Raw genomic sequence first — 21,126 nt, 5'->3', positions numbered from 1 at the left:
CCCATAGGGTCGCCGGTGTGCTCAACCGTCTCGGTCTTCTCGCCGCGACCGCCGTTGCCCTGGGTGCCGGTCTCGTCGCCTCGGCGTCCGCCCAACACCCGACCAGCGCGCGCTTCGTCATCACGGACACGCGCGCGACCGCCGTCGGAACCGACAGCAACGACGTCACGATCGCGCTCGGCGGGACCGTGCGCTTCGAGTACCCCCAGGGGGCGGCGAAGCACAACGTAAACCTCGAGCGGGTCGGGCCGGAGTGTGCGCAGGTCGCCGGCGCCGGCACCGGCACCCGCGGCCGGATCGTGCCGCCGGACCCCGAGGGTCCCGGCTGGGTCGTCCAGTGCCACTTCCCGGCGCCCGGCGTCTACCACTTCGGCAGCGACGAGAACGGCACCATCCACGGCGTCGTGCGGGTCGCCGACGCGAACGGCTACGTCCCGCCCGACAACACGCCGACGCCGACGCCGACGCCGACCGCCACCTACGTGCCCGGCCTCCCCGGCGGACCCGGCACCGACACCACCAACGGCGGTGGCGGGTCCGACTCCACGATGATCGTGGCCGGCAAGTCGGGCCTGCGGTGGAGCGCGACCAAGAGCCAGCGCAAGTCGTTGCGGATCGTCCTCACGGGCGGCTCCGAACGCACCACCGTCACGGTCGAGGCGCAGGCCAGGCGCACCGACCTGCGCGCCAAGGGCAAGGCCAAGCGCCTGCGCGTCGGCCGCGTCACCCGCACCGTGAACGCGGGCGCGCGCGTGACCGTGTCGATCCCGCTCAACGCCCAGGCGAAGTCCGCTCTGCGCCGGCTGAAGAAGCTGTCGCTCACCCTGCACGTCACCGTGGCCGGCAGCAAGGCCACCGCGCAGACGGTCACGCTCCGCCGCTAGGCGCGCCCCGACGCGTCAGCGCTTGCGGCGCCACTCGCCCGTCGGGTGCAGGTGCACGTTGGACTTCACGCCGTCGACCATCGCGATCAGGTTCCGGGTGCGCTCGTCGTGCGTGCCCCGCTGCTTGAACTCGATCGTGTCGTGCTGATAGCCGGGTGAGTGCAGGTTGCTCATGATCTTGAGCTGGTTGTCGACGGTGTCGCCGCGCACGCGGCGGCGACCGATCAGCCCCCACTGACGGCAGGCCTGGACGATCGTCGGGACGGAGAAGCCCTTGTCGATCATCTGTCCGTAGGAGTCGTCGCTCTTGCGGTGCAGATCGATGGCCTTGTTGAAGATCTCCTGGATCTCGGCGCTGAGGCCCATTCCGGCCACGGCTTCCTTGAGCAGGGTCTTGTCGTCCCGGAGCAGCATCTCCTGCTCCTGTCTGACGACCGCCCGGATCAGCGGCGTCGCCCGGTTCTTGGCCTCGACGTAGGCCATCGACGGCTGCCGGTGGTTGAGGACGAACTGGACGAGGTCCTCCTGCTGGACCGGCGTCAGCTTGGCCCACTGATCGACGAGCGCGCCCTTGACGAGCTCCTGCAGTTGCGCGCGGAGCTTGTCGCGGATCGCCGTCTTCTTCGCCTCCAGCTCCGCGACGGCCTTCGCCTCGGCCTCCGACTTGGCCTTCGCCTGCGCTTCCGCCTTGGCCTTCGCCGCCGCTTCGGCCTTCGCCTTGGCCTCGGCTTGCGCCTTGGCCCTGGCCTCGGCCTCCAGCTTGGCCTTCGCCTCGGCGTCCGCGGTCTCCTTGGCCTTGCGCTCGGCTTCCTCCTTGTCCTTGCGCTCCGCCTCCTCACGGGCCTTGGCCTCCGCGGCCGCCTTGGCCAGCGCCTCGGCCTCCAGCTTGGCCTGCAGGGCCGCTTGCTCCCTGGCCTTGCGGTCGGCCTCCTCCTTGGCCTTGAGCTCCTGCGCCGCCTTCGCCTCCTCCTCGAGCTTGGCCTTGCGCTCCTCGGCGTCCTTGGCCTTGGTCTCCGCCTCCGCGCGGGCCTTGGCCTCGGCTTCGTGCTTGGCCGTGCTCTCGGGCCCCTGGATCCGCTGCGGCAGGTACTGCCCGAGCGTGTGCGGGTTGCGCGTGGGGTCGTAGAGGTACTCGGCGGCCTCCTCGTCGATCTCCTCCTCGACGTCTTCCTCGAGCTCCTCGACCGTGCCGCCCTTCGGCATCCGCGCCAGCGTTCCGTGTCCGGCTGCGGACACGTCGCGCTCACCGAGCATGCGCTGAACCGCGCGATTGCCCGCCGACCGCTGCAGCGCCAGCACCGTCGCGGCGTGCGAGCGCGGCCCCGGCTCCTCCGGTGACTCGTCCGGTTCCCGTCGCCGGTCCCGCGTCCGCCTCATGCCATCGCGTCCCATTACCGCCTCGGTCGTCCTGTGCCCCGCACAGAGTTGCTCCGGCGAATCTATTCCGGCGAACCGGCGCCGCGCAACCGCGGCGGCAGCGCCGGCCCGAGCAGGTCGGGCCGGCGCTCGTCCGCGTCAGGGCGTCGTGGCCGACAGCGTGAACACCAGCGTCTTGCTGTAGGCGCCGGCCAGCACGGAGTCGGTCTCGGCGATCGACTGCCGCAGGTCGACGCTGATCGGCCGCGAGCCGACAGCGGTCGTGAACCGCACCAGCGACAGCGGCTGACCCGTGAGCGGGGCGAAGGCACCGTCCGCGCCGCGCAGCTGCAGCGGCTGCGGGAGCGCGTAGGAGCCGTTGACCAGCTTGCCGGTGGCGTTCGGGCTCGGGTCGTGGACCGTGAGCGCGGACGCCGCCTCCGAGGAGGTCACCTTGCCGGTCAGGGTCGCCGAGTACGTGGCGGTGGTGCCCGGCAGGAACGAGCCGAGATCGGCCGTCGCGTCCAGATCCAGCGCGAGCATCTTCGGCACCTGCGCCCGGACGGTGACCGGCTTCTCGACGGGCTCGCCGCTCGGGGTGTCGGTGACGGTGACCGTCTGGGTCTTGACCGCCTCGCGGTTGCCTTCACGGTCGGTCGCGCGGTAGCGGACCGTGTACGTGCCGGGCGTGGTGAGTCGGAACTCGCCCACGAACGGGTTGGTCGTCCCGGCGTTGGTGAGCCGGGTCACGCCCGGCCCCGCGCTGCCGTCCTCCGGCAGCTCGCCGTTGACGGCGTAGTCGATGTGCGCGACGCCGCTCGCCGCATCGTCCGCCGACAGCCGCACCGTCGCCGCCGGCGTCCCGTCACCGGTCACGGTGGCGGTGGTCGTCGGCGCCGTCTCGTCGCCCTGCCCGGCCGAGACCTCGACCGTGCCGACCATGCCCGTCCAGCCGCCGGAGCCGTTCGGGTAGGAGTGGAAGCTGCAGTAGAACGTCCACGTGCCCCGCTGGTTGAACGCGTAGCTCGCCGGCGGACCGCCTGCCGGGACTACGAGGTCGCTGACCAGGAAGCCCTTGGTGAGCGGGTCGTCACCGGGCCGCACGACGTAGACGTTGTGCGGCGTGCTGGCCTGGCCGCCCTGGGCGACGCTGTCGAAGTGCCACGTGACCGTCTCGCCCTGGGTCACGCGGATCGCGTCCGGCACCCACGTCGTCTTGTTTCCGGCGTCGGAGGCGTAGACGTCGTTGACGTCCTGGTCCTCGATCGTGAACGCGAGCTCCTTGATCGCGCCCACGTTGCCCGCCTTGTCGGTGGCGCGGTACTGGATCCGGTGCGCGCCCGCGTCGGCCACGTCCAGCTCGACGACGAACGGCGAGGCGCTGCCCGTGTTGTCCTTCTTGGTCCACGCTCCGGTCGCACCCATCCGGTACTCGATCGAGGCGACGCCGCCGCCGCTGCCGTCGGTCGCCGACAGCGCGACGTCCACCGGGCCCGTGTAGGTCTCCACCGGCGCCGCGCCGTTGACGGTCGCCGACGTGGTCGGGGCGTCCAGGTCACCGACGCACTCGGCGGTGTCCGGCGTGTAGTGGACGTGGTCGAACGCGGCCGTCAGGTTCCACGGCGCGTTCTGCTGGCCGCCCGCGTAGGGGCCGCCCAGCACGCCGGCGCCCTCACGCGGCGGCGTGGTGTTGACGGGCCGCGAGCCCGAGTGGTTGACCCACTCGCCCGGACGGCCGTTGACGTCCTTGGCGTACTGGCCGCGGATGGTGTTGCCCTGGCGGTACAGGCGCAGCCACACCGTCGTGCCGTAGCCGGCGGCGCTCTCGTTCGCGCTGAACTCGCGCGTGCCGTTGGGCGGGTTGTCGGACGTCATCTCGAAGGTGCGCCCGGTGGCCTGGAAGGTGATCCCGAACTTGATGAAGTTGTTGTCGCTCTGCCACAGGTACAGGCCGGCGCTCTGCCACTGCATCGTGTTGTCGATCGTCACCCGCGTGGTCATCGACCAGTCGCCGGACGGCAGCGGCTGGCCGGCGAAGGACAGCGGCCCGGTCGCGGTGCCGTCGAGCTCCCACACCACGGGCAGCACCAGGCTGCCGCCGCTCTGCGTGATCGGGTTGTTGGGCCCGCTGCGCAGCGTCCAGCGCGGCGCGATCGTCGACCCGGTGAACTCGTCGGACTTGCTGAACGTGCAGGAGGCGGCCGGGATGACGACGACGTCGACGCGCCCGGTGTCGGAGGCGTTGCCCTCCCGGTCGGCGGCGCGGTACTCGATGCCGTAGGTCCCTGCGCCGTCCAGCGGGATCGACACGCTGTACGGGTCTCCGCCGGTGGTGTTGCGGCTGGTCTGCCACTCGCCGCCGTCCACGCGGTACTCGATCTGCGCCGTGCCGGAGACGCCCGCGTCCTGCGAGTTGAGCCGCACCGTGGCGTTGCCGACGTAGCGGTTGCCCGGCGCGGTCCGCCCTTCGACCGTGGCGGTCACGACGGGGCCCTCGGTGTCCTCGAGGTCGCCGACATAGTCGACGCGCATCAGCTGGCCGCTCCCGGCCTGGTCGCCGCGGCCGCCGCCCGGCCAGGAGGCCAGGTACAGCGCGCCGTCAGGGCCGAAGCGCGTGCCGAGCGCGTACGACGCCGGGCCGGAGCCGAGCGAGCTCGGCGCGATGAACGGGTTGGCGCCCAGCAGCGTGTCGTCGGACTTGAGCTTCGCCTCCGTCCACCAGTTCATCGAGCGGTTGTAGACGATCCAGCTGCCGTCGAAGTACTGCGGCCACTTAGTCTCGGACGGGTTGTCCGGGTCGTAGCGGTAGATCGGGCCGGAGTTGGGCTCCTGCGAGCCGGTCGCGGTCGGGATGCCGAAGCGCGGCGACGTCGTCCCGTCGCGCTTGTGCCAGATCGTGGCCTTGATCGCCGGGCCCGGGATCGTGCTCAGGCCGGTGTTGTAGGTCGACTCGTTCGGGATCTGCTCGAGCGAGCAGTCGAACTGCGCGCCCGTCGGGCCGCTCGGGTAGGTGAAGCGGAAGTACGTGTTGGCCGTCGAGTTGTCGCCGGTGCAGAACGGCCAGCCGTAGAAGCCCGGCTTGGTGATGTGGTTCCACTCGATGATGCCGGCCGGGCCGCGGTTCGGGTTGTTGGTGCCCGAGTCCGGGCCGTACTCGCCCACGACCACGACGCCCGGCCGCTCCGGGTCGGCGTGCACGGTGAACGGGTTGCGGAAGCCCATCGCGTAGATCTCGGGCTTGGTCTTCTCGGTCCCGGGCGGGAACATGTTGCCGGCCGGGATGTCGTAGGTCGTGCCGACGCCGGGCGCGCCGTCCGCGTTCGGGCGCGGCTTGATGCGCAGGATCTTGCCGCGCAGGTCGTTCGTGTTGGCCGCGGTGTTGCGCGCGTCGTAGCGGTGCTCGTAGCGCTGGTCGATCGGCGTCCAGTTGCGGTTGGCGTCGTACGGGTTGACGTCGTCGCCGACGCCGACCACGAGGTTGCCCTGCGGGTCGAAGTCCATGCCGGCGCCGCCGGTGTGCGCGGGCCAGTTGGTCGTCGCGCCCTGCGGGCCGCCGTCGCCGTCAGGCGCGACCTTGACCTTCGGGATGCGGATGATCTCCTGCTCGTCGATGACGGCGGTGCCGGCCTCGTTGAGCTCGAAGCGCGAGATCACGTTGTGGCCGAGCACCATGCCGGCCCCCGTGTTGGGCCAGTTCTCGCCCTCGCCGCGCGGCGAGTAGTAGACGTAGAAGTAGTTGTTCTCGTCGAAGTTCGGGTCCAGCGACATGCCGAGCACGCCGTCCTCGGACGCGCCGAGCGCGTCGGCCCGGGTCTGGATCGTCGCGACCAGGGACGTCTGCTGCGTCTCGGGGTCGTACACGCGCACGCGACCGCTGGAGTTGTGGCCGGGCGCACCGATCTCGGTCCAGAACACGCGCCCGTCGGAGGCGACGTCGAGGCTCACAGGGCCGTTGAGGTCGTTGGCGAGCGTGGTCCGGCGGAAGTTGTTCCACACCGTGCCGCGGCAGTCGTTGTCGTTGCCCGCGAGGCCCGCCGCCCACTGGACGCCGCCGGTGAGCAGCTTCACCAGGTTGCTGGGCTGGCCGTTGACCGGCGTGTAGAGGTTGCCGTAGTGCCCGAGCGAGGTCGCGAACACGCGGCCGCCGTCGTAGTCCCGGCACCAGGCGACGGGATGGTCCTGCCCCATCGCGAACTGGCCCGGGTTGAAGCCGGGCGTGTTCTCGTCGAGCGTCGCGACCACGTGATGGGTCCCGCGCACGCTGCGATGGAACATGTAGAACTCGTCCGCGATCGCGAACTCCTCGGGCAGCCCCTTGGTGGCGACGTGGTTGCGGTCGGCCACGCGCACGTTCGCGGTCTGCGGCGCGGCGGGGTGGCCCGGCATGGTGGAGCCGATGGCGCTGTCGCCCATCCCGTCCCACCAGTCCCAGCTCGGCTCGCCCGCGCCGATGTCGGTCGCCAGGTGGTTGGCGACGATGCCGCCGCCGGCGTTGGTGAAGCCGCGGATCGCGTCACGGTCAGCACCGGACCACAGCGGGCCGGCGGCGCCGGAGCGGCCGTCGTCGCCGCCGGCGTTGAACATGAACAGCGCGTCGTACTGCTCGAGGTTCGCGGGCGTGAAGATCCGCGGGTTCTTGTCGGGGTGCTGGCACTGCCCGGCCGCGGTGCCGTAGCCGTTGCAGTCCTCCCAGTCGCTCGCGATCCCCGCGGCCGTGAGCGCGTCACGGATCGGGCCGATGCCCGCGTTGATCGCCTCGCTGTGACGATGGGCGACGGTGCCCGAGTAGATGAGCACCTTCGGGTTCGTCTGGGCCGCGGCCCCGCTCGCCCCCACTCCCGAGAACGCACAGGCCAGGGCCAGGACCCCTAGACCGGTCCGACAAAAACGCATACGGCATGCCTTTCGCCGGCGCCGCGAAGCGGCGCGAACAATAACTCTCCTCCGCGCGCGAATTACGTCGCGAGCGCGCGGAAATCTAATCAAGCGCTCATGTCCTTCTGCACGCTCGACTGCAAAAGTGACAGTTGTCTGACAATGCGGGTTCAGCGAATTTCCACGGGCGTTCCTGGGGCCGCCCGTCGTGCCAGCCACTGCAGCACGCGGTTGTTCATCCGGACGCATCCATGGGAGGCCGCCGACCCGAGCGGGTCCGAGAGCAGCGCGCCGGCACGGCCGTGGAGCGCGATCCGGCCTGGGCCGCCGCCGTAGTTGCGGAGGGTCTTCGAGTGTGCGGTGAGGTGAAGCGCGTAGGGCCCGAGCTCAGACCCGGCGGGTTGGCGGACGCGCTCATAGACGGCGAAGCGCCCGCGCGGCGTCGGCGTCGCACGCTTGCCGACGACAACCGGCCACGAGCGCTTGAGGTGCCCGTCGTGATAGGCCCGCGCGCGGCGGTCGCGCAGATCGATCACCACTCGCCAGCGCACGGTGGAGAGGCGGGCGAAGTCGGCCCGCATCCAGCCCGACCGGGTGTTCGGCCGTTCCGGGAGGCGCACCTTGATCCAGCGACGCCCCCGCGCGTCGGTCCGGGCGGCGAGCACGAGCAGCTCGACGCTGCCTCCGTTCCAGGCGGCGACCGTGTCCACCCGCCCCGTCCGGCGCGCGCGCACGTCGGGACGCGCCCGCACGGCGGTGGGGACCATCACGCGGGCGGTCCACGCCCGTCGTGGGGTGGGCCCGCGCACCTCGTCGGGCGTGCTCGCCGCTGCCGCGGCCGGCGGGGTGAGCGTCCCGCCGGCCGCGACCGCGGCCGCGATCAGCGGCGCGGCGACGAGCCGCGCCGCCCGCGCGCTACCCGGTGACACCGCCGGCTCCTCGGCCCGCAGCCGCTCCGGGCTTCACGCGGATCTTCGCTGCGTCACGCCTCGTCCGGGCGTTCCCCGCCTTCACCGTCGCGCCCGCACGCAGCGTGCCGGCTGAGGTCCGGCGGTTCACGCGGACGGTGACCGTGTACGTCCGCGACGCGCCCGCGGCCAGCACGCCGACGGTCCAGCAGGCGCGACCGTTCCGGAAGCGCGCCCCAGCCGTCTTGACGTACGTCGTGGTGCCCGGGTCATCGCACACGATCACGTCGGCCGCGGCGTGCGGGCTGGTGTTCTTGACGCGGATCTTCAGCCGGATGCGGCCGCCGGCCGCCACGACGCCCTTGGTGACCGCCGTCTTGACGATGCTCAGGGCGGCCGGCTGCTCCTCGACCTCGACCGTCGCGGTCGACCGGTCGTTGGCCGGATCGCGGTCGGCCATCGCCGAGCTCACCGTCGCGGTGTTGCGGACCGTGCCGCCACGGACCGGTCGCACCGTCACCGTCGCCTGCGCGGTCGCTCCGGGCGCCAGCGCGCCGAGCGTGCACGTCACGACGCCGGCGCGCTCGGCGCACTTGCCGCCCGGCAACGCCGCGGACGCGTACTCGACCGAGCCCGGCAGCGTGTCCACGAGCTTGACCGCCGTGGCCGTCGCCGGCCCGGCGTTGCTCACCGTCAGCGTGTACCGCAACGGCGCGCCGAGCTGCGGCTTCGCGGAGCCGGCGACCGCCTTCACGAGCGCGAGGTCGAAACCGGTGCGTGCGGGCGGGTCGACGCGGGTCGTCGACGACGACGCGTCGTCCGCAGGGTTCGGGTCGGGTTGCTCGCCTGCGACCGACGCCCGGTTGACGAGGGTCGCTCCCTCCAGCGCGGCGGGGACGCGCGCGACGACTTGGATCTGCACGGCCGCGCCGCTGGGCAGCGTCGCGAGCGAGCACTCGACGGTCCCGCCCGCCGCGGCGCAGCTGCCCTGCGTCGGCGTCGCGCCGACCAGCTCGACCCCGGACGGCAGCGTGTCGATGACGCGCACAGCGGTCGCGGTCGACGGGCCGGCGTTGGAGACCGCGAGCGTCCACGCGACGGTCCCACCCGCCTCGACGGCGGCGGGGCCGGACTTCACGATCGCCAGGTTCGCCGAAGGCCCGACCTGAGTCGTGGCGGTCGCGGTGTCGTCGCTCGGGTCGTCATCGCCCTGATCAGCGCGCACGGTCGCGGTGTTCAGCACCGTCGTCCCAGCCAGCGCATGCGGCACGGTCACGGTCACGGAGCGGCTCGCGGAGGCGCCGTTCGCCAGCGCCCCGACCGCGCACGTCACCACGCCCGCGGCGATGCCGCAGCCGGGATCGGCAGAGCTGAACGTCGTCCCGGCGGGCAACGGGTCGGAGATGGTGACGCCGGTCGCGTCCCTGGGGCCGTGGTTGGTGACCGTCAGCTGCCAGGTCAACGCGCCGCCCGCCGCGACGGTCGGCGGTGCCGTCTTGGCGAGCGCGAGGTCGGCGATCGGGCGCACGGTGACGTCCGCCTGCGCGCTGTTCGGCGCTCCGCCGCCAGGCGGCTCGGGCGTGGTCGTGGCCACCGTGGCCGTGTTGGTGAACGTCCCGAGGATGCCGGTGCTCACCGCCACTCGGATCACCACGTCGGCTCCGGGGGCGAGGTCGCCGAGCGCGCATGAGACGGTCCCGGCGGCGTGCGCGCAACCGCCGTTGTCCACCGAGGCGAACGGGAGCTCCGCCGGCAGCACGTCGGTGAGCGTGACGGCCCGGGCGACGGACGGCCCGGCGTTGTGGACCGTGAGCGTGAAGCTGGTGCCGTAGCCCTCCAGCGGAGCGCTCGGGCTCGCGGTCTTGGTGACCGAGACGTCGGCCAGCGGCGCCACCGTGGGCCCGAACGTCGAGCTGTCGTTGCTCGGGTCCGCGTCCGGTGTGGTGGTCGAGACCGTCGCCGTGTTGCTCAGCGTGGGCACCGTCAGCGCCGGGTCGACCGCGACGACGACGTCATAGGTGACGTCCGCGCCGACCGCGAGCGTGCCCGGAGTGCAGGTGACCGTGCCGCCGGCGTGCACGCAGGGCGCGTCGGCGGAGACGAACGTCGTGCCCGCGGGCAGCGTGTCGGAGACCGCGGCCGCGCGGGCGCTGGACGGCCCGTGGTTGCGCACGCGCAGATGCCAGGTGTAGTTCGCTCCCGGCGTGTAGGTCGCCGCGCCGGACTTGGCGATCGAGACGTCCGTCCCGGTCGTGACGTCGAGCGAGCCCGTGTCGCTGACCGGGCCCGGCGTCTCGTCCGACTCCACGCTCGCGGTGTTGGTGAGCGTGGTGCCGGCGGTCAGCCCGCTGTCGACGGCCACCGGGACGGTGACGGTGACGGAGGCGCCGGCGGCGAGCGTGGCGACGCGCCAGTGGACCGTCGTCTCGCCCGCGCCGGGACCGGCGGCCCGCGACGTCTCCGAGAAGCCCCCGGCGGGGCTCGCCGTGGCGGCCCCGCCGGTGTAGGCCAGGCCCGCGGGGAGCACGTCGGAGATGTCCAGGTCGCGCGCGGTGACCGCGCCGGTGTTCGTGATCGTGAGCGTGAACGACGACGCGTCGCCGGCGGTCGCCGCGCCGTGGTCCGGCGTCTTGGCGAGCGTCAACGTCGGCACGCGCAGCGTGGCCGTGGCGGTATCGGGCGTGCTCTCGTACGGCCCGTCCGCGTTGCCCGCGTTGCCGGCCTCGTCCTCGGCGGCGGTGACGCGCGCGCCGTTGACGTGCGCACCCGCGCCGAGGCCGGGCGACGTCGCCGCGGCGAGCAGCGGCCGAGCGGAGTAGGTGATGGTGGCGCTGGCGCCGGGCGCGAGCGACGCGATCGTCCAGTCCAGCGTGGACCCGGCGATGGACGGCTCGGACAGGTTGGCCGAGCCGGTCACGTAGCTCCAGTTGTCCGGCAGCGTGTCCGTCACGTGCACGTCGGTCGCGGTCGCGGTGGTCGAGGTGTTGGTGACGACGACCCGCCAGGCGAACGGCTGACCGACCTCGGCGTTGCCGGTGTCGGGGAACCCGCCCGCGCCGGTCGTCTTGACCACGGCGAAGGTCGGGAAGTCGACCACCACGCTCGTGGTGTCGGAGCCGCCGTCGGTGTAATCGCGGTAGACGGTGCCCGGATTGGCGCCGCGGGTCGCGGCCGGCACACCGAAGTAGTGCGGCACGGCCGCGGTGTTGTCGATCGCCTGCCCGTCGCTGAGGGTGCTCGCGCTCACGAGCGCGGCCGTGTAGGTGAGGGTGACGTCGGCGCCGGGCGCGATCGGGCCGGCGATCTGCCAGGTCAGGTCGCGATCGGCGGCGCTCCAGCCGTCGGTGACCGTCACGCCGGCCTGGGCCGTCGGCACGATCCCCGTCAGCTCAGCGTCCGGCAGGTCGGTGACGGTGACGTCGAGCGCCGGCGCGGTGCCGGTGTTGCGGACGACCACGCGGTAGGTGAGGCCGTCGTCGGACTGCGCCGTGGCCGGCCCGTCGGTGAACGCACCGGCGGCGACCTTGACCACCTTGTCGACGGTCACGGCCGGCTCGACCACGGTGGTGGTCGACGTCGCCGGCGTGGACGTGTCGTCGAACCCGGTCGGGATCGTCGCGGGGGAGAACGCGCCGTCGAGGTTGCTGCGGTTGCTCGCGACCGTGACGGAGTTGACCGCGGTCTGGGCGGCGACGACGTTGGCGCCGCCGTTGCGGTGCGTGGCGCGCACGTGCCCGCTGTAGCTGAGGTCGATCACCTGCGCCACCGCCAACGGGCTGGCGAGGTCACCCAGATCCCAGGCGATCGTCGTCGTGCCGTTGCCGTTGACCACGGGCGTGTACCGGCCGATCGTGTTGACCAGCGGGCAGCCGCTCACGCACGTCTCGGCGCCGTAGCCGTCGACGTCGATCGAGTCGGGGACCACGTCGGTCACCGTGACGTCGTAGAGCGAGATGCCGGCGGGGATCGTGACGCGCACGGTGTAGGTCACCGGCGCGCCGATCGTCGCGGTCGTCGGCAAGCCGCTCTTGGTCACCGTCGCCCCGCCGATCTGGATCGTGTCGTTGGCGTTCGCCGCGTACCGCGTACCGCTGGTGCGCCGGCCGGTCGCGGCCGATCCCAGGCTGGCGGCCGTGGCGCTGACCGTGTTGGTCAGGCTGGAGCCGCCGATCGCGGGGTTGTCGACCCGCGCGCGGTAGCTGAAGGCGGAGGAGCCGCCGGGGGCGATCGTGGCCACCGTCTTGACGATGGTGCGCGTGTCTGCGTCCCACACGGCCCCGCCGGTGCCGGGCACGGTCGCGCCGTCGGCGAGCGCGGCGTTGCCCGGCGCGACGGCGATCGGCGTCAGGCCGACCGGGACGGCGTCGCTGATGACGACGTCGTGCGCGGTCGAGGTGCGAGCGGCAGCCGAGTTCGTCGTCGTGACCGTGTAGGTGACGATGTCGTCGGGCTCGACGCGCGCCGGGTTCTTGTCGTCGGTCTTGGCCTGCGTGATCAGCGGCTCGACGACCTGCGTGGAGACGGTCGTCGAGTTGCGCGTCTGCGCGCCGTCGACCGGGTCGGTCCAGGTGAGCGCCGCCTGGTTGGTGAGGTTCCCGGACGCCGCGGTGTTGCCCGCCACGTCCGCCACGCGGGTGGTGAACACCAGCACGACGACATCATCACCGGAGCCGGGAGCGTTGGCGTAGTCGTTCGGGAAGACCACGCGCGGCACGGTCCCGCTGGTGTCGAGCGTGAACCCGACAGGCAGTGCGCCGCCGTTGAAGGTCGCGGTCGCCGTGCCGCTCACATACGGCTGGCGGGTGGTCGAGTCGACCGTGTCCGTCAGCGCGACCGCGCCGCCGAGCTCGGACCCCTCCGGGACCGTGGCCGTGACCGTGTAGGTGATGTCCTCGCCGATCGTCGCCTGCGCCGCGGTGTTCCCGCCCTCGGTGACGCTCGTGGTGTGCGTCTTGGTGACGGTGGCGTCGGCCGCGGTGACGCGGCTGCCGTCGTCGGCGGCGGGCGCGTTGGCGGGCGTCGCCGCGCCGTCGATGTTGCTCGCCGGGCGATAGTCGAAGCGGGTGCCGAGGTTCGTCGCGCCCTGGAAGCCGCGCACGCCCGCCGCGTTGTCGAGCGCGCGTCCGGGGCCGATGTCGTCGGGCACCGTGGCGGTGTACGTCAGCGTCTTGGTCGCGCCCGCGGCGAGCGTGGGGATGGTCCACTCGACGCGGTCCGCGGCGCCGCACGCCCCGGAATCGCTGATCGCGGCGACGGCGGCCGGGCACGGGTACTCGGCCGGCAGCAGGTCCCAGACCTCGACGTCGAGCGCGTCCTGCGCCCCGGTGTTGGAGACGTCGACGCGGTAGGTGACCTCGTCGCCGCCCTTGACGGTGCGGTTGTCGACGTTGGGCCCGTTGGGGCCGTTGACCGTGGTCGCGCCGCGGACGATCCGCTCGACGCCCTTCGTGAGCCCGACCACCGGCGTGTCGAGCACATAGTCGGCCTGGTCGCGCAGCGGCACCGACACGGAGGCGGTGTTGAGCGAGGAGAACTTCAGGAGGTTGCCGACGACGTCGCCGTTGACGGCGGTCCCGGGCGGCTGGGCGATCGTCGAGATGACGCGCTCGAACACGCGGCTACCGGTCGGGACGGTGCCGCCGGCGACGGTCCACGTGAGCAGCCCGTCGGCCGCGCGGGTCTCGTCCACCGTGGCGGTGACGGTGTTGTCGGCGGTCACCGCCTCACTGCCGGCCTCGTAGCTGACGCCGGCCGGCAGGTAGTCCGCCACCGCCTGCGGCGAAGTGTCCAGCGCGCCCGGGAACTCCACGCGGAGCTTCCAGCAGATCCGGTCGCCCGGGTGGTAGTGCGGCACGGTCGTGACGTAGCTGGCGAGCTGGCAGTCGGTGCCCGACGCCGCGACGCGCTTGTCGATCGTCGGGTCACCGGCAACCTGGCCCGCGGAGCTGGCGTCCGGGATCGGGCTGCCGTCGACGCCGTCGTGGGCGATGCGCGTCCCGCCGCCGGCACAGTCGGCGTTGCCGGGGCCCAGGCAGCGCGCGAAGCCGGAGGCGCTCGTGGCCACGGTGTTGGTGATCGCGTCGCGAGTGAGGATCGGCGTCGTCGGCAGGAAGTTCGACTGGTAGCGCTGTCGCGTGCGGGTCGGGAACGTCAGCGTGAACGTGTCGTTGACGTCGGTGTGGGCCAGCGCCGCGAACGTGCTCTTGTCCCACACCAGGGTCCACGTACCGTCGGCGTTCTCGGTGGCGGACGTGTACGGCGCGGATGGGGTTCGGCCCACGACCGGATCGCACTCGCCGTCGCTGGCGTGGTTGCTCGACGTGCGGTTCGTCGCGTCGAGCGGGCAGAGGCCGTTCGGCAGCGTGTCGGTCACCGTGGCGTCGTCGGCGAACTTGTACTCCCCCGTCTCGAAGGTGAGCGTCCAGTTGGTGAGCGCGCCCTGTGCCAGGCCGCTGGAGTCGCCGGACTTGCGGACGACCCAGTCCTCCGCGGTGCGCGTCAGCGTGGTCGCATCCGAGACGGTGCGGGGCGTCGTGCCCTGGTAGGTGCCGGTGACGGTCGCGTGGTTGCGCAGCGCGGTCTCGTCGGTCACTTCCGGTCCCGAGTTGTTGTCGAGGTTCGTCGCCTGTCCAAGCGAGGCGGCGGCCGGCTGGCTGCCGGAGAAGGTCATGGTGTTCGCGCGCATCGGGACTGCGGCGCGGTACGTGAAGTCCTGGCTTCCGCCCGCCGCGAGCGTGCCGACAGACCACGTGACGTGCGTGTAGACGCCGTTCGGGAGCGGTCCCACGGGACCGTCGGGATCGACGGTCTCGGTCGCGACCGACAGCGGTGCGGTGCAGCCGCCGAGCGCAGGGACGGTGATCGGGCCTGCGCCGGGATACTCCTCGGCCGACCCGGGGTTGGTCGGCGCGTCGGTGGTGTGATCGGCGCCCGGACCGCCGCAGCCGAGGAACTCCAGGCCGGCCGGCAGGTAGTCCTCGAGCACCGTGCCGGTCGTCGGTCGCACGCCGTTGTTGGCGACGGTCAACGTGTAGACGGTCTGATGGTCGTGGACGCCGCGCAGGATCTCGCCCTCGGGCGACGGCTCGCTCTTGCGGACCTCGATCGCCTTCAGCGACTGCGTCCCTGACGCCGGGGGCGTGTAGCCGGTGTAGCTCGTCGCCGAGGGGCCGTTCGGCGTGCCGGTGGCGGTGAACTTCGGCACGTAACGCGGATCGCTGTTGAGGAACGCCTGCGCGGTGACGGCGAACGCGTCGCCCGCGTCATACGCCGCGTTCGAGTACGCCACGTCGAAGCCCAGCTCGCGCGACGAGCCCGGGGAGAGGTCGGACACGTTCTCGAAGATCAGCGTTCGCTGGCCGGCCGCGGGTTGGCCGATGATCTCGCGCGGGGCCACGGAGGCGCCGCCGGCATAGGTGACGCCGGCTGGAAGCACGACGCGGAAGCTGAGGTTGTAGCCGTACGTCCCTGGCGGGTTGGCGGCCGTCACCGTCACGTGCGGCTGGTTGCCGTAGAGCACGACGGACGAGGAGACGTCGGCGGAGATGTCCGGCGAGCCGTCGGCGTAGGCAGCCGGGCTGCCGAACGCGAGGACGCAGACTGCCGCGAGCGTGCTGACGACCAAGAGGCGCATTCAGATGGTCCTGTTCTGGCTGGGGGGCAGCCGGCACACCCCAAGGCGATGGGGACCGGCACCCCGGCCAATCGACGCCGGCACCACGTCGCTTGAATCGACCGTCACCTGAAGGACAGCCCGGCTCACGCCGCCGGCCCGGCCGATGGCGAACCGTGTGCGGCTCAGCGGAGCGGCGCCGGAATCGAACCGACCCACCGATGGGCTACACCGGCCCACGGGTTTTGAAGACCCGCTGGGGCACCAGCCCCGGGCCGCTCCGCCGCGCAGGCTAGTTCACCTTGGCGACGACGAACCCGTAGTTCCAAGAAGAGGCCAAGCTGCATGTGGGACAACGGCTCCCACATGCAGCCGATCCTCGACATCGCCTCCCTCGCCGACCGCACCCGCGCCGCGCAGGCCACGGCCGAGGGCTTCGCGCTCTTCTACGCCTTCGGCAACTTCTGCGCGCTCGCCGCCCGGCCCGAGCTGGCCTCACTGCGCGCGATGAACGCGCTCAAGGGCCGCCCGCGCGACCAGGTGGGCAGCGTCACGACCACGCCCGAGCGCGCGAACCGCGTCTTCGACTGGGACGCGGTCCAGCTGCCGTGGAGCGCGCTGATGGGCACGATGGCCGACCTGCAGGCGCTCGGCCCGATCGGCTTCCGCGGCCCCGCCGCCGCGCACATCCCCGCGCACCTGACCGTGGGCGGCACCGTCCAGCTGATCACGCCGGGCGACGCCTGCCCGTCCAACGCGCTGGTCGGCGAGGTGCTCGACCTGATCGGCGAGGACATCCTCTACATCACCAGCGCGAACGCCAACAAGCACGAGACCCACTACGCGATCGGCGAGATCGCAAGGGAGTTCGGTCACCGCGACGACGTGGTCTTCATCGGCCACCGCAACGAGCGGGCGAACCGGCGCCGCTACCCGCACCACCGCCCGTGCTCGACGTCGATCGTGAGCTTCGACGGCTCCGAGCTGGTCCTCGAGCGCCACGGCTCACTCGACGCGGACCTGATCGGCCGGGTCGCCGCCAAGCACGGGCTCACGCTGCCCATCGCCGCCCACCGCCGCCTGCCCGTCCGGCGTTACCGCCGTCCGCTCCGGCTCGCTCGTCCCGCCCGCGCGCTGGCGCATTGACCGCCGCCGTGGCCGCTTGACCTTCATCTCCTGCGCCAGGAAGTAGGAGCCGATCACGAACGCGGCAGCGGCCAGCTGCGCGCCGATCGTCTCCACCGTCGGGTACACGCCCAGCCATAGGCCGGGCCAGTAGGGGAGCGAGACGTCGATCGGCGTGATCGGGATCCAGCCCGTGCCCTGCATGGTGCGCGCCGTCTGGCCGACCATCACCACGAGCACGAATCCGATGAAGACGCCGGTGACGATCAGCATCTTCTTGTAGGGCAGCTTGCGCTGGAGGAAGAACGTCACGCCGCCCACGGCGAACGTCAAGGCCAGGCCGAGGCTCGCGCCCTCGACCACGGCCGCCGTGCCGGCGCTCAGCTGCAGTGACTGCAGGAACAGCACGGTCTCGAAGCCCTCGCGGTAGACGCTCGTCAGCCCGAGCACGAACAGGCCGATCGCCTGCGCGGAGATGAAGCCCTGGCGCTCGAGCTTCTCGTAGCGCTTGCGCTGGCGGTGGAACTTGGCGATCCACTCCGACCAGTAGACCTTGTGGAAGAACCAGTTCGTGATCAGCAGCAGGACGCCGATCGCGACCAGGCCGACGACGGCCTCGAGCTTCTCGCCGTAGCGCTCCAGCGACTGCAGGAGCGTCTGGGCGAGGATCCAGGTGACGATCGAGACGCCGAGCCCCGCGAGCGCGCCGATGAACACGGGCCGCCGCAGCCGGCGCCGCATCCCGACCATCGAAGCCGTGATCGCGGCCAGGATCAGCACGCCCTCCAGCCCCTCGCGGAAGACGATGATCGCGCTGTTGGTCACGACGGTGGCCTTGTTGGCCGAGTCGCCGAGCGTGGCGGCGGAGTCGGCCAGCTTGGTGTCCAGCGCCAGCCGCGTCTCGCGGATCGCGCGCCGCGGCGCGCGCTCGGCGATCTGGGTCGCGAGGCCGTCCTGGCCGGCGGCGCCGAACCAGATCAGGCCCTCGACGTCGAGCGCCAGGCCCGGGTCGAACGAGCGCAGCCGGCGCTCGGGCCCGAACTCGAAGAACGCGTACGCCTCCAGCCGCGCCTGCTCGGCCTGCCGGTACTGGCCGGCGCCGACGGCGGCCTCCATGCGGTCCAGCGTGAGCGCGATCAGGTCGTAGTCGGACTCGTCGGTCTCCTCGGTCCAGGCCTTCGGCATCGCGGCCTTGAGCGCGGTCTCGGCGCGCAGCTCCACCCGCTCGACCTGCTCGTGGGTGGGCACACCGGTCTTGCTGCGGTTCGCCTGCTCGACGAGCTTGCCGAGCTCGCCGATCGCGTCGGCGGCGACCTTCGTGCGCGCCGGGTCGCGCTTGGCGAGCTGGTCGCGCAGGTCGGCGAACGCGCCCACGGCGCCCGTCCGGAAGGCGACGGCCTCCTGGATCTCGAAGTCGCGCGTGACGTTGGTGTCCTTGACGCCGCGGCCGTACTCGACCGGGACGAGCTCGAGGAACTGCAGCAGCTGCTGGGCGCGCCGGGCCGCCTCCTGCGGCGTGAAGGGCGCGGCGGTGAAGCCGACGAGCGCCGCCTCGGCGCGGTCGAGCGTGTCCGGCAGGCCGGCGAACGCGGCTTCGGCCGCGCGGCGGGCTGCCGCTCCGCGGTCCTGCTCGTAGCGGGTCGCGAGGATCGAGAAGTACCAGGCGGCCTGCTCGGCGGCCTCGGCGCGGCGCGCGGGCAGGTCCTGCTCGATGCCGCGGCGCACGTCGGCGAGCAGCTCGCGCAGGCGCGCCTGGTAGGCGTCCAGCAGGTCCTTGGTGACGGCCTGGTTGGCGGTCCGGCCGTCGATCTTCCCGCGCGCGAGCTGGTCGAGCGCGAGCGTCGCCTGGGCGCCCGGGCGCGTGAAGCGGGTCGCGGTGCGGAACTCGCGCAGCAGCAGCCAGCGGCGGGCGGTGGCGGCGTCCCCGCGGGCGGTGGCCTGGGTGGTGACGGCGTAGGCGCCGCGCAGCACGGCGGCGCGCACGGCGCCGCGGGCCGCGGCGAGCGCGGTGGCGTCGTCGCGCCGGGCCGCCCTGGCGGCCGCGCGGAGGTGCTCGGTGATCGCTTCGTCGGCGTCCGGGTCCGCGCGCTCGATCGCCGCCGCCAGCGTCCCGCCGTACGCCCCGCGGGCCCGGTTGACGGCCTTGGCCGCCGTGTCCGGGCCGGACAGCACGAGCTCGGTCTGGGCGGCGAAGAGGCCGTCGTTGATCGTGCCCGCGGCCTTCCAGGGCTCGGCCGCGTGCGCGGCCGGGGCCAGGATCAGCGCCGCCAGGAGGGCCAGCGCGAGCCGCACCTCAGGACTCCAGCTGGAGGTTCAGCTTGCCGGCCTGCTGGGACACCTGGCCCGCGATCGCCTCCGCGCGGCGCTGGGCCTCCGAGCCGAGCGTGTCGGCGTCCTCGGCCGTGAACCGCTTGCCGCCCTGCTCCTCGGTGAGCAGGCGCTCGGCGAAGTCGTGCAGCTCGGCGAGCTGGCTCGCGGTCTGGGCGGCGCCGTCCGGGTCGGTCGCCTCCACGGACGGCTTGAGGTTGTCGTAGATGAGGACGATGCCGCCGAGGATGTCGCGGATGTCCGACAGCCGCGAGGTGGCCACGAAGGCCTTCTCCTCGGCCTGGTTGCCCGCGATGAAGCGCGAGTTCTTCCAGGCGTCGAAGTACTCCGACATCGTCGGGGTCATCACGACGACGGCCGTGAACGCGTCTTCGAGCTTGGGCTGCCACGCCTCCGCGGCCGCGTCGAGCTCCTTCGCGTACTTGACGAACTCGGTGGTCGCGGCGAGCAGGAACTGCGCGTCGGGCAGCGCCTCCGGGAAGCTGACCTGGCCGTCGCCGTCGAGGTCGGGCTCGACGCCCTTGGCCTGGAACTTGGGCTCGGTGCCGAACGCGGACGTCTCCACGAGCGCGAAGAAGTTGCCGGGCTGCTTGAACTCGCGGCCGTCCTCGGTCTTGAAGGAGAACGGCACCGCGTTCTCCGGGTCGGACGCGTCCCCGCCGGCGTCGATGATCACGTCGTAGTCGGCGAGCTCGGGCACGCCCGCGACGACGCCCTCCATCTCCTCGTAGTCCGGGTTGGCCTTGATGTGGCCGTCCTGGACCTTCTTGACGGCGCCGGCGACCGCCTCGCGCTCGCTGTCGAGCAGCTGCGCGTAATCGAAGTCGGCGGCTTCGGCCAGGTCGTGGTAGGCCTGCGCGTCCCGCTGGAGCTGCTCGACCGAGCTCACCAGCCGATCGGTGTGATCGAGCAGGTAGGTCTTGATGGCGCCGAGGTCTGCGGCGGTTTCAGTTGCGGCGGGGGTCGCCGCGGCCGGGGCGGGCTCGTCTTCCCCTCCGCACGCGCTGGCGACGAGTGCGAGCAGGGTGAGCGCCACGAGGGTGATGCGCGACATGCGGTTGGGCTCCGAATTAGGGAACCCGAATAGCTATCACACGAGCTGGAGCAGCGCAGCCTCTCGCTCGGAGCTCATGTCCGGCGGGCGCAGCTCGGCGCGGTAGTCGCCGATCTCGCGTTCACCGCCGGTCTGGAGCCATTCCCGGATGTCTTCGACGGTGTCCGCGACGGGTCGCGTGGTGAGGCCGGCGGCCTGCGCGTTCGCTGTGCCGATGCGCCAAGTCCCCGGATACGCGTCCGCCGGCAACCACATCGGGAGCTCCGTCCACTCCTGGACCTTCGCCTCGACCAACTGCTCGTCGGGGATCCAGACCAGCTCGGCGTCCCCGGCCGCGGCCAGCAGCTCGCCCCAGGTCGTCTGGCCGATCGGGCCCGTGCCGTTGAACGCGCCGCTGGTCCGCTCCTCCGCGAGGCGCAGGCAGAACGCGGCGAGGTCGCGCGCGTCGATGATCTGGATCGGCCGGTCCGGGGCACCGGGCGCTGGCACGCGGCCGCCCTGCGCGATCCGGCGCACCCACCACGGCAGGCGGAAGATGTTGTCGTGGCGGCCGACGATCAGGCCCGCGCGCACGGTGGCGAAGCGCCCGTCCATCGCCTCGCTGCCGACCCGCTCGGACGCGGCCTTGTCCTGCCCGTAGCCCTCGCCGTCCTGCCAGGTCCTGGAGTCCTCGTCGACCGGCCGCTCGGGCCAGTCCGGGTACACGTTGCAGCTGGAGACGAACACGTAGTGGCCGAGGTCGAGGCTCGCCGAGCCGCGCAGCTGGGCGGGCGTCATGCCGGACGTGTCGATCGCGGCGTCCCAGGCGCGGCCGCGCAGGGGCGTCACGTCGGCGCGGTCGCCGATGACCTGCTCGACGTCCGGGTGCGGCGTGCCGTGCAGGCCGCGGCTGTAGATCGTGACCTCGTGGCCGCGCGCCAGGGCTTCGTTGACGACGTGGCGGCCGAGGAAGACGGTGCCGCCGAGGACGAGCAGCTTCATATG

General features: G+C 72.3%; 8 protein-coding genes and 1 tRNA gene. 1 reads left to right on the top strand and 8 read right to left on the bottom strand.

Going from position 1 to position 21,126, the window contains the following annotated elements; all coding sequences use genetic code 11:
- The first annotated feature begins 17 nt into the window (after positions 1–17).
- A complete protein-coding gene (locus OJ962_RS00280) occupies positions 18–884 on the top strand; it encodes a hypothetical protein (protein ID WP_202954797.1) in 867 nt (288 codons plus the stop codon).
- A 15-nt stretch (positions 885–899) separates the two neighbouring features.
- Here OJ962_RS00280 and OJ962_RS00275 read toward each other — a convergent pair whose 3' ends face one another.
- The 8 genes from OJ962_RS00275 to OJ962_RS00240 all read right to left on the bottom strand — a co-directional run bounded on the left by OJ962_RS00275 (position 900) and on the right by OJ962_RS00240 (position 21,123).
- Entirely contained in the window at positions 900–2,261 is a 1,362-nt protein-coding gene (locus OJ962_RS00275; protein WP_202954798.1) for a hypothetical protein, read from the bottom strand.
- 138 nt (positions 2,262–2,399) lie between these two features.
- A complete protein-coding gene (locus OJ962_RS00270; protein ID WP_202954799.1) occupies positions 2,400–7,076 on the bottom strand; it encodes an OmpL47-type beta-barrel domain-containing protein in 4,677 nt (1,558 codons plus the stop codon).
- 209 nt (positions 7,077–7,285) lie between these two features.
- The gene (locus OJ962_RS00265; protein WP_202954800.1) at positions 7,286–8,044 is read right to left on the bottom strand and encodes a L,D-transpeptidase; all 759 of its coding nucleotides are present in this window, start codon (positions 8,042–8,044) and stop codon (positions 7,286–7,288) included.
- Entirely contained in the window at positions 8,031–15,656 is a 7,626-nt protein-coding gene (locus tag OJ962_RS00260; protein WP_202954801.1) for a DUF7507 domain-containing protein, read from the bottom strand. Before OJ962_RS00260 ends, OJ962_RS00265 begins: the two co-directional genes overlap by 14 nt.
- Before the next feature lie 167 nt (positions 15,657–15,823).
- A tRNA-Sec gene (locus OJ962_RS00255) sits at positions 15,824–15,917 on the bottom strand.
- Between the two features lie 723 nt (positions 15,918–16,640).
- Positions 16,641–19,052 carry an FTR1 family iron permease gene (locus OJ962_RS00250; protein ID WP_202954802.1) on the bottom strand — a complete coding sequence of 804 codons (2,412 nt, stop codon included), beginning with the start codon at positions 19,050–19,052 and terminating at the stop codon, positions 16,641–16,643.
- A gap of 1 nt (position 19,053) precedes the next feature.
- Positions 19,054–20,142, bottom strand: a complete 1,089-nt coding sequence (locus OJ962_RS00245; RefSeq protein WP_202954803.1) for an imelysin family protein — start codon at positions 20,140–20,142, stop codon at positions 19,054–19,056.
- Positions 20,143–20,178: 36 nt separating this feature from the next.
- Positions 20,179–21,123 (bottom strand): NAD-dependent epimerase/dehydratase family protein, encoded by a 945-nt coding sequence (locus OJ962_RS00240; protein WP_202954804.1) that lies wholly within the window; start codon positions 21,121–21,123, stop codon positions 20,179–20,181.
- Between the last annotated feature and the right edge of the window lie 3 nt (positions 21,124–21,126).

It is taken from the genome of Solirubrobacter deserti (assembly GCF_027587175.1).
Taxonomy (GTDB): Bacteria; Actinomycetota; Thermoleophilia; order Solirubrobacterales; family Solirubrobacteraceae; genus Solirubrobacter; species Solirubrobacter deserti.
The sequence above is the reverse complement of the archived record's forward strand: the minus strand, read 5'-3'. Positions and strand labels throughout refer to the sequence as shown.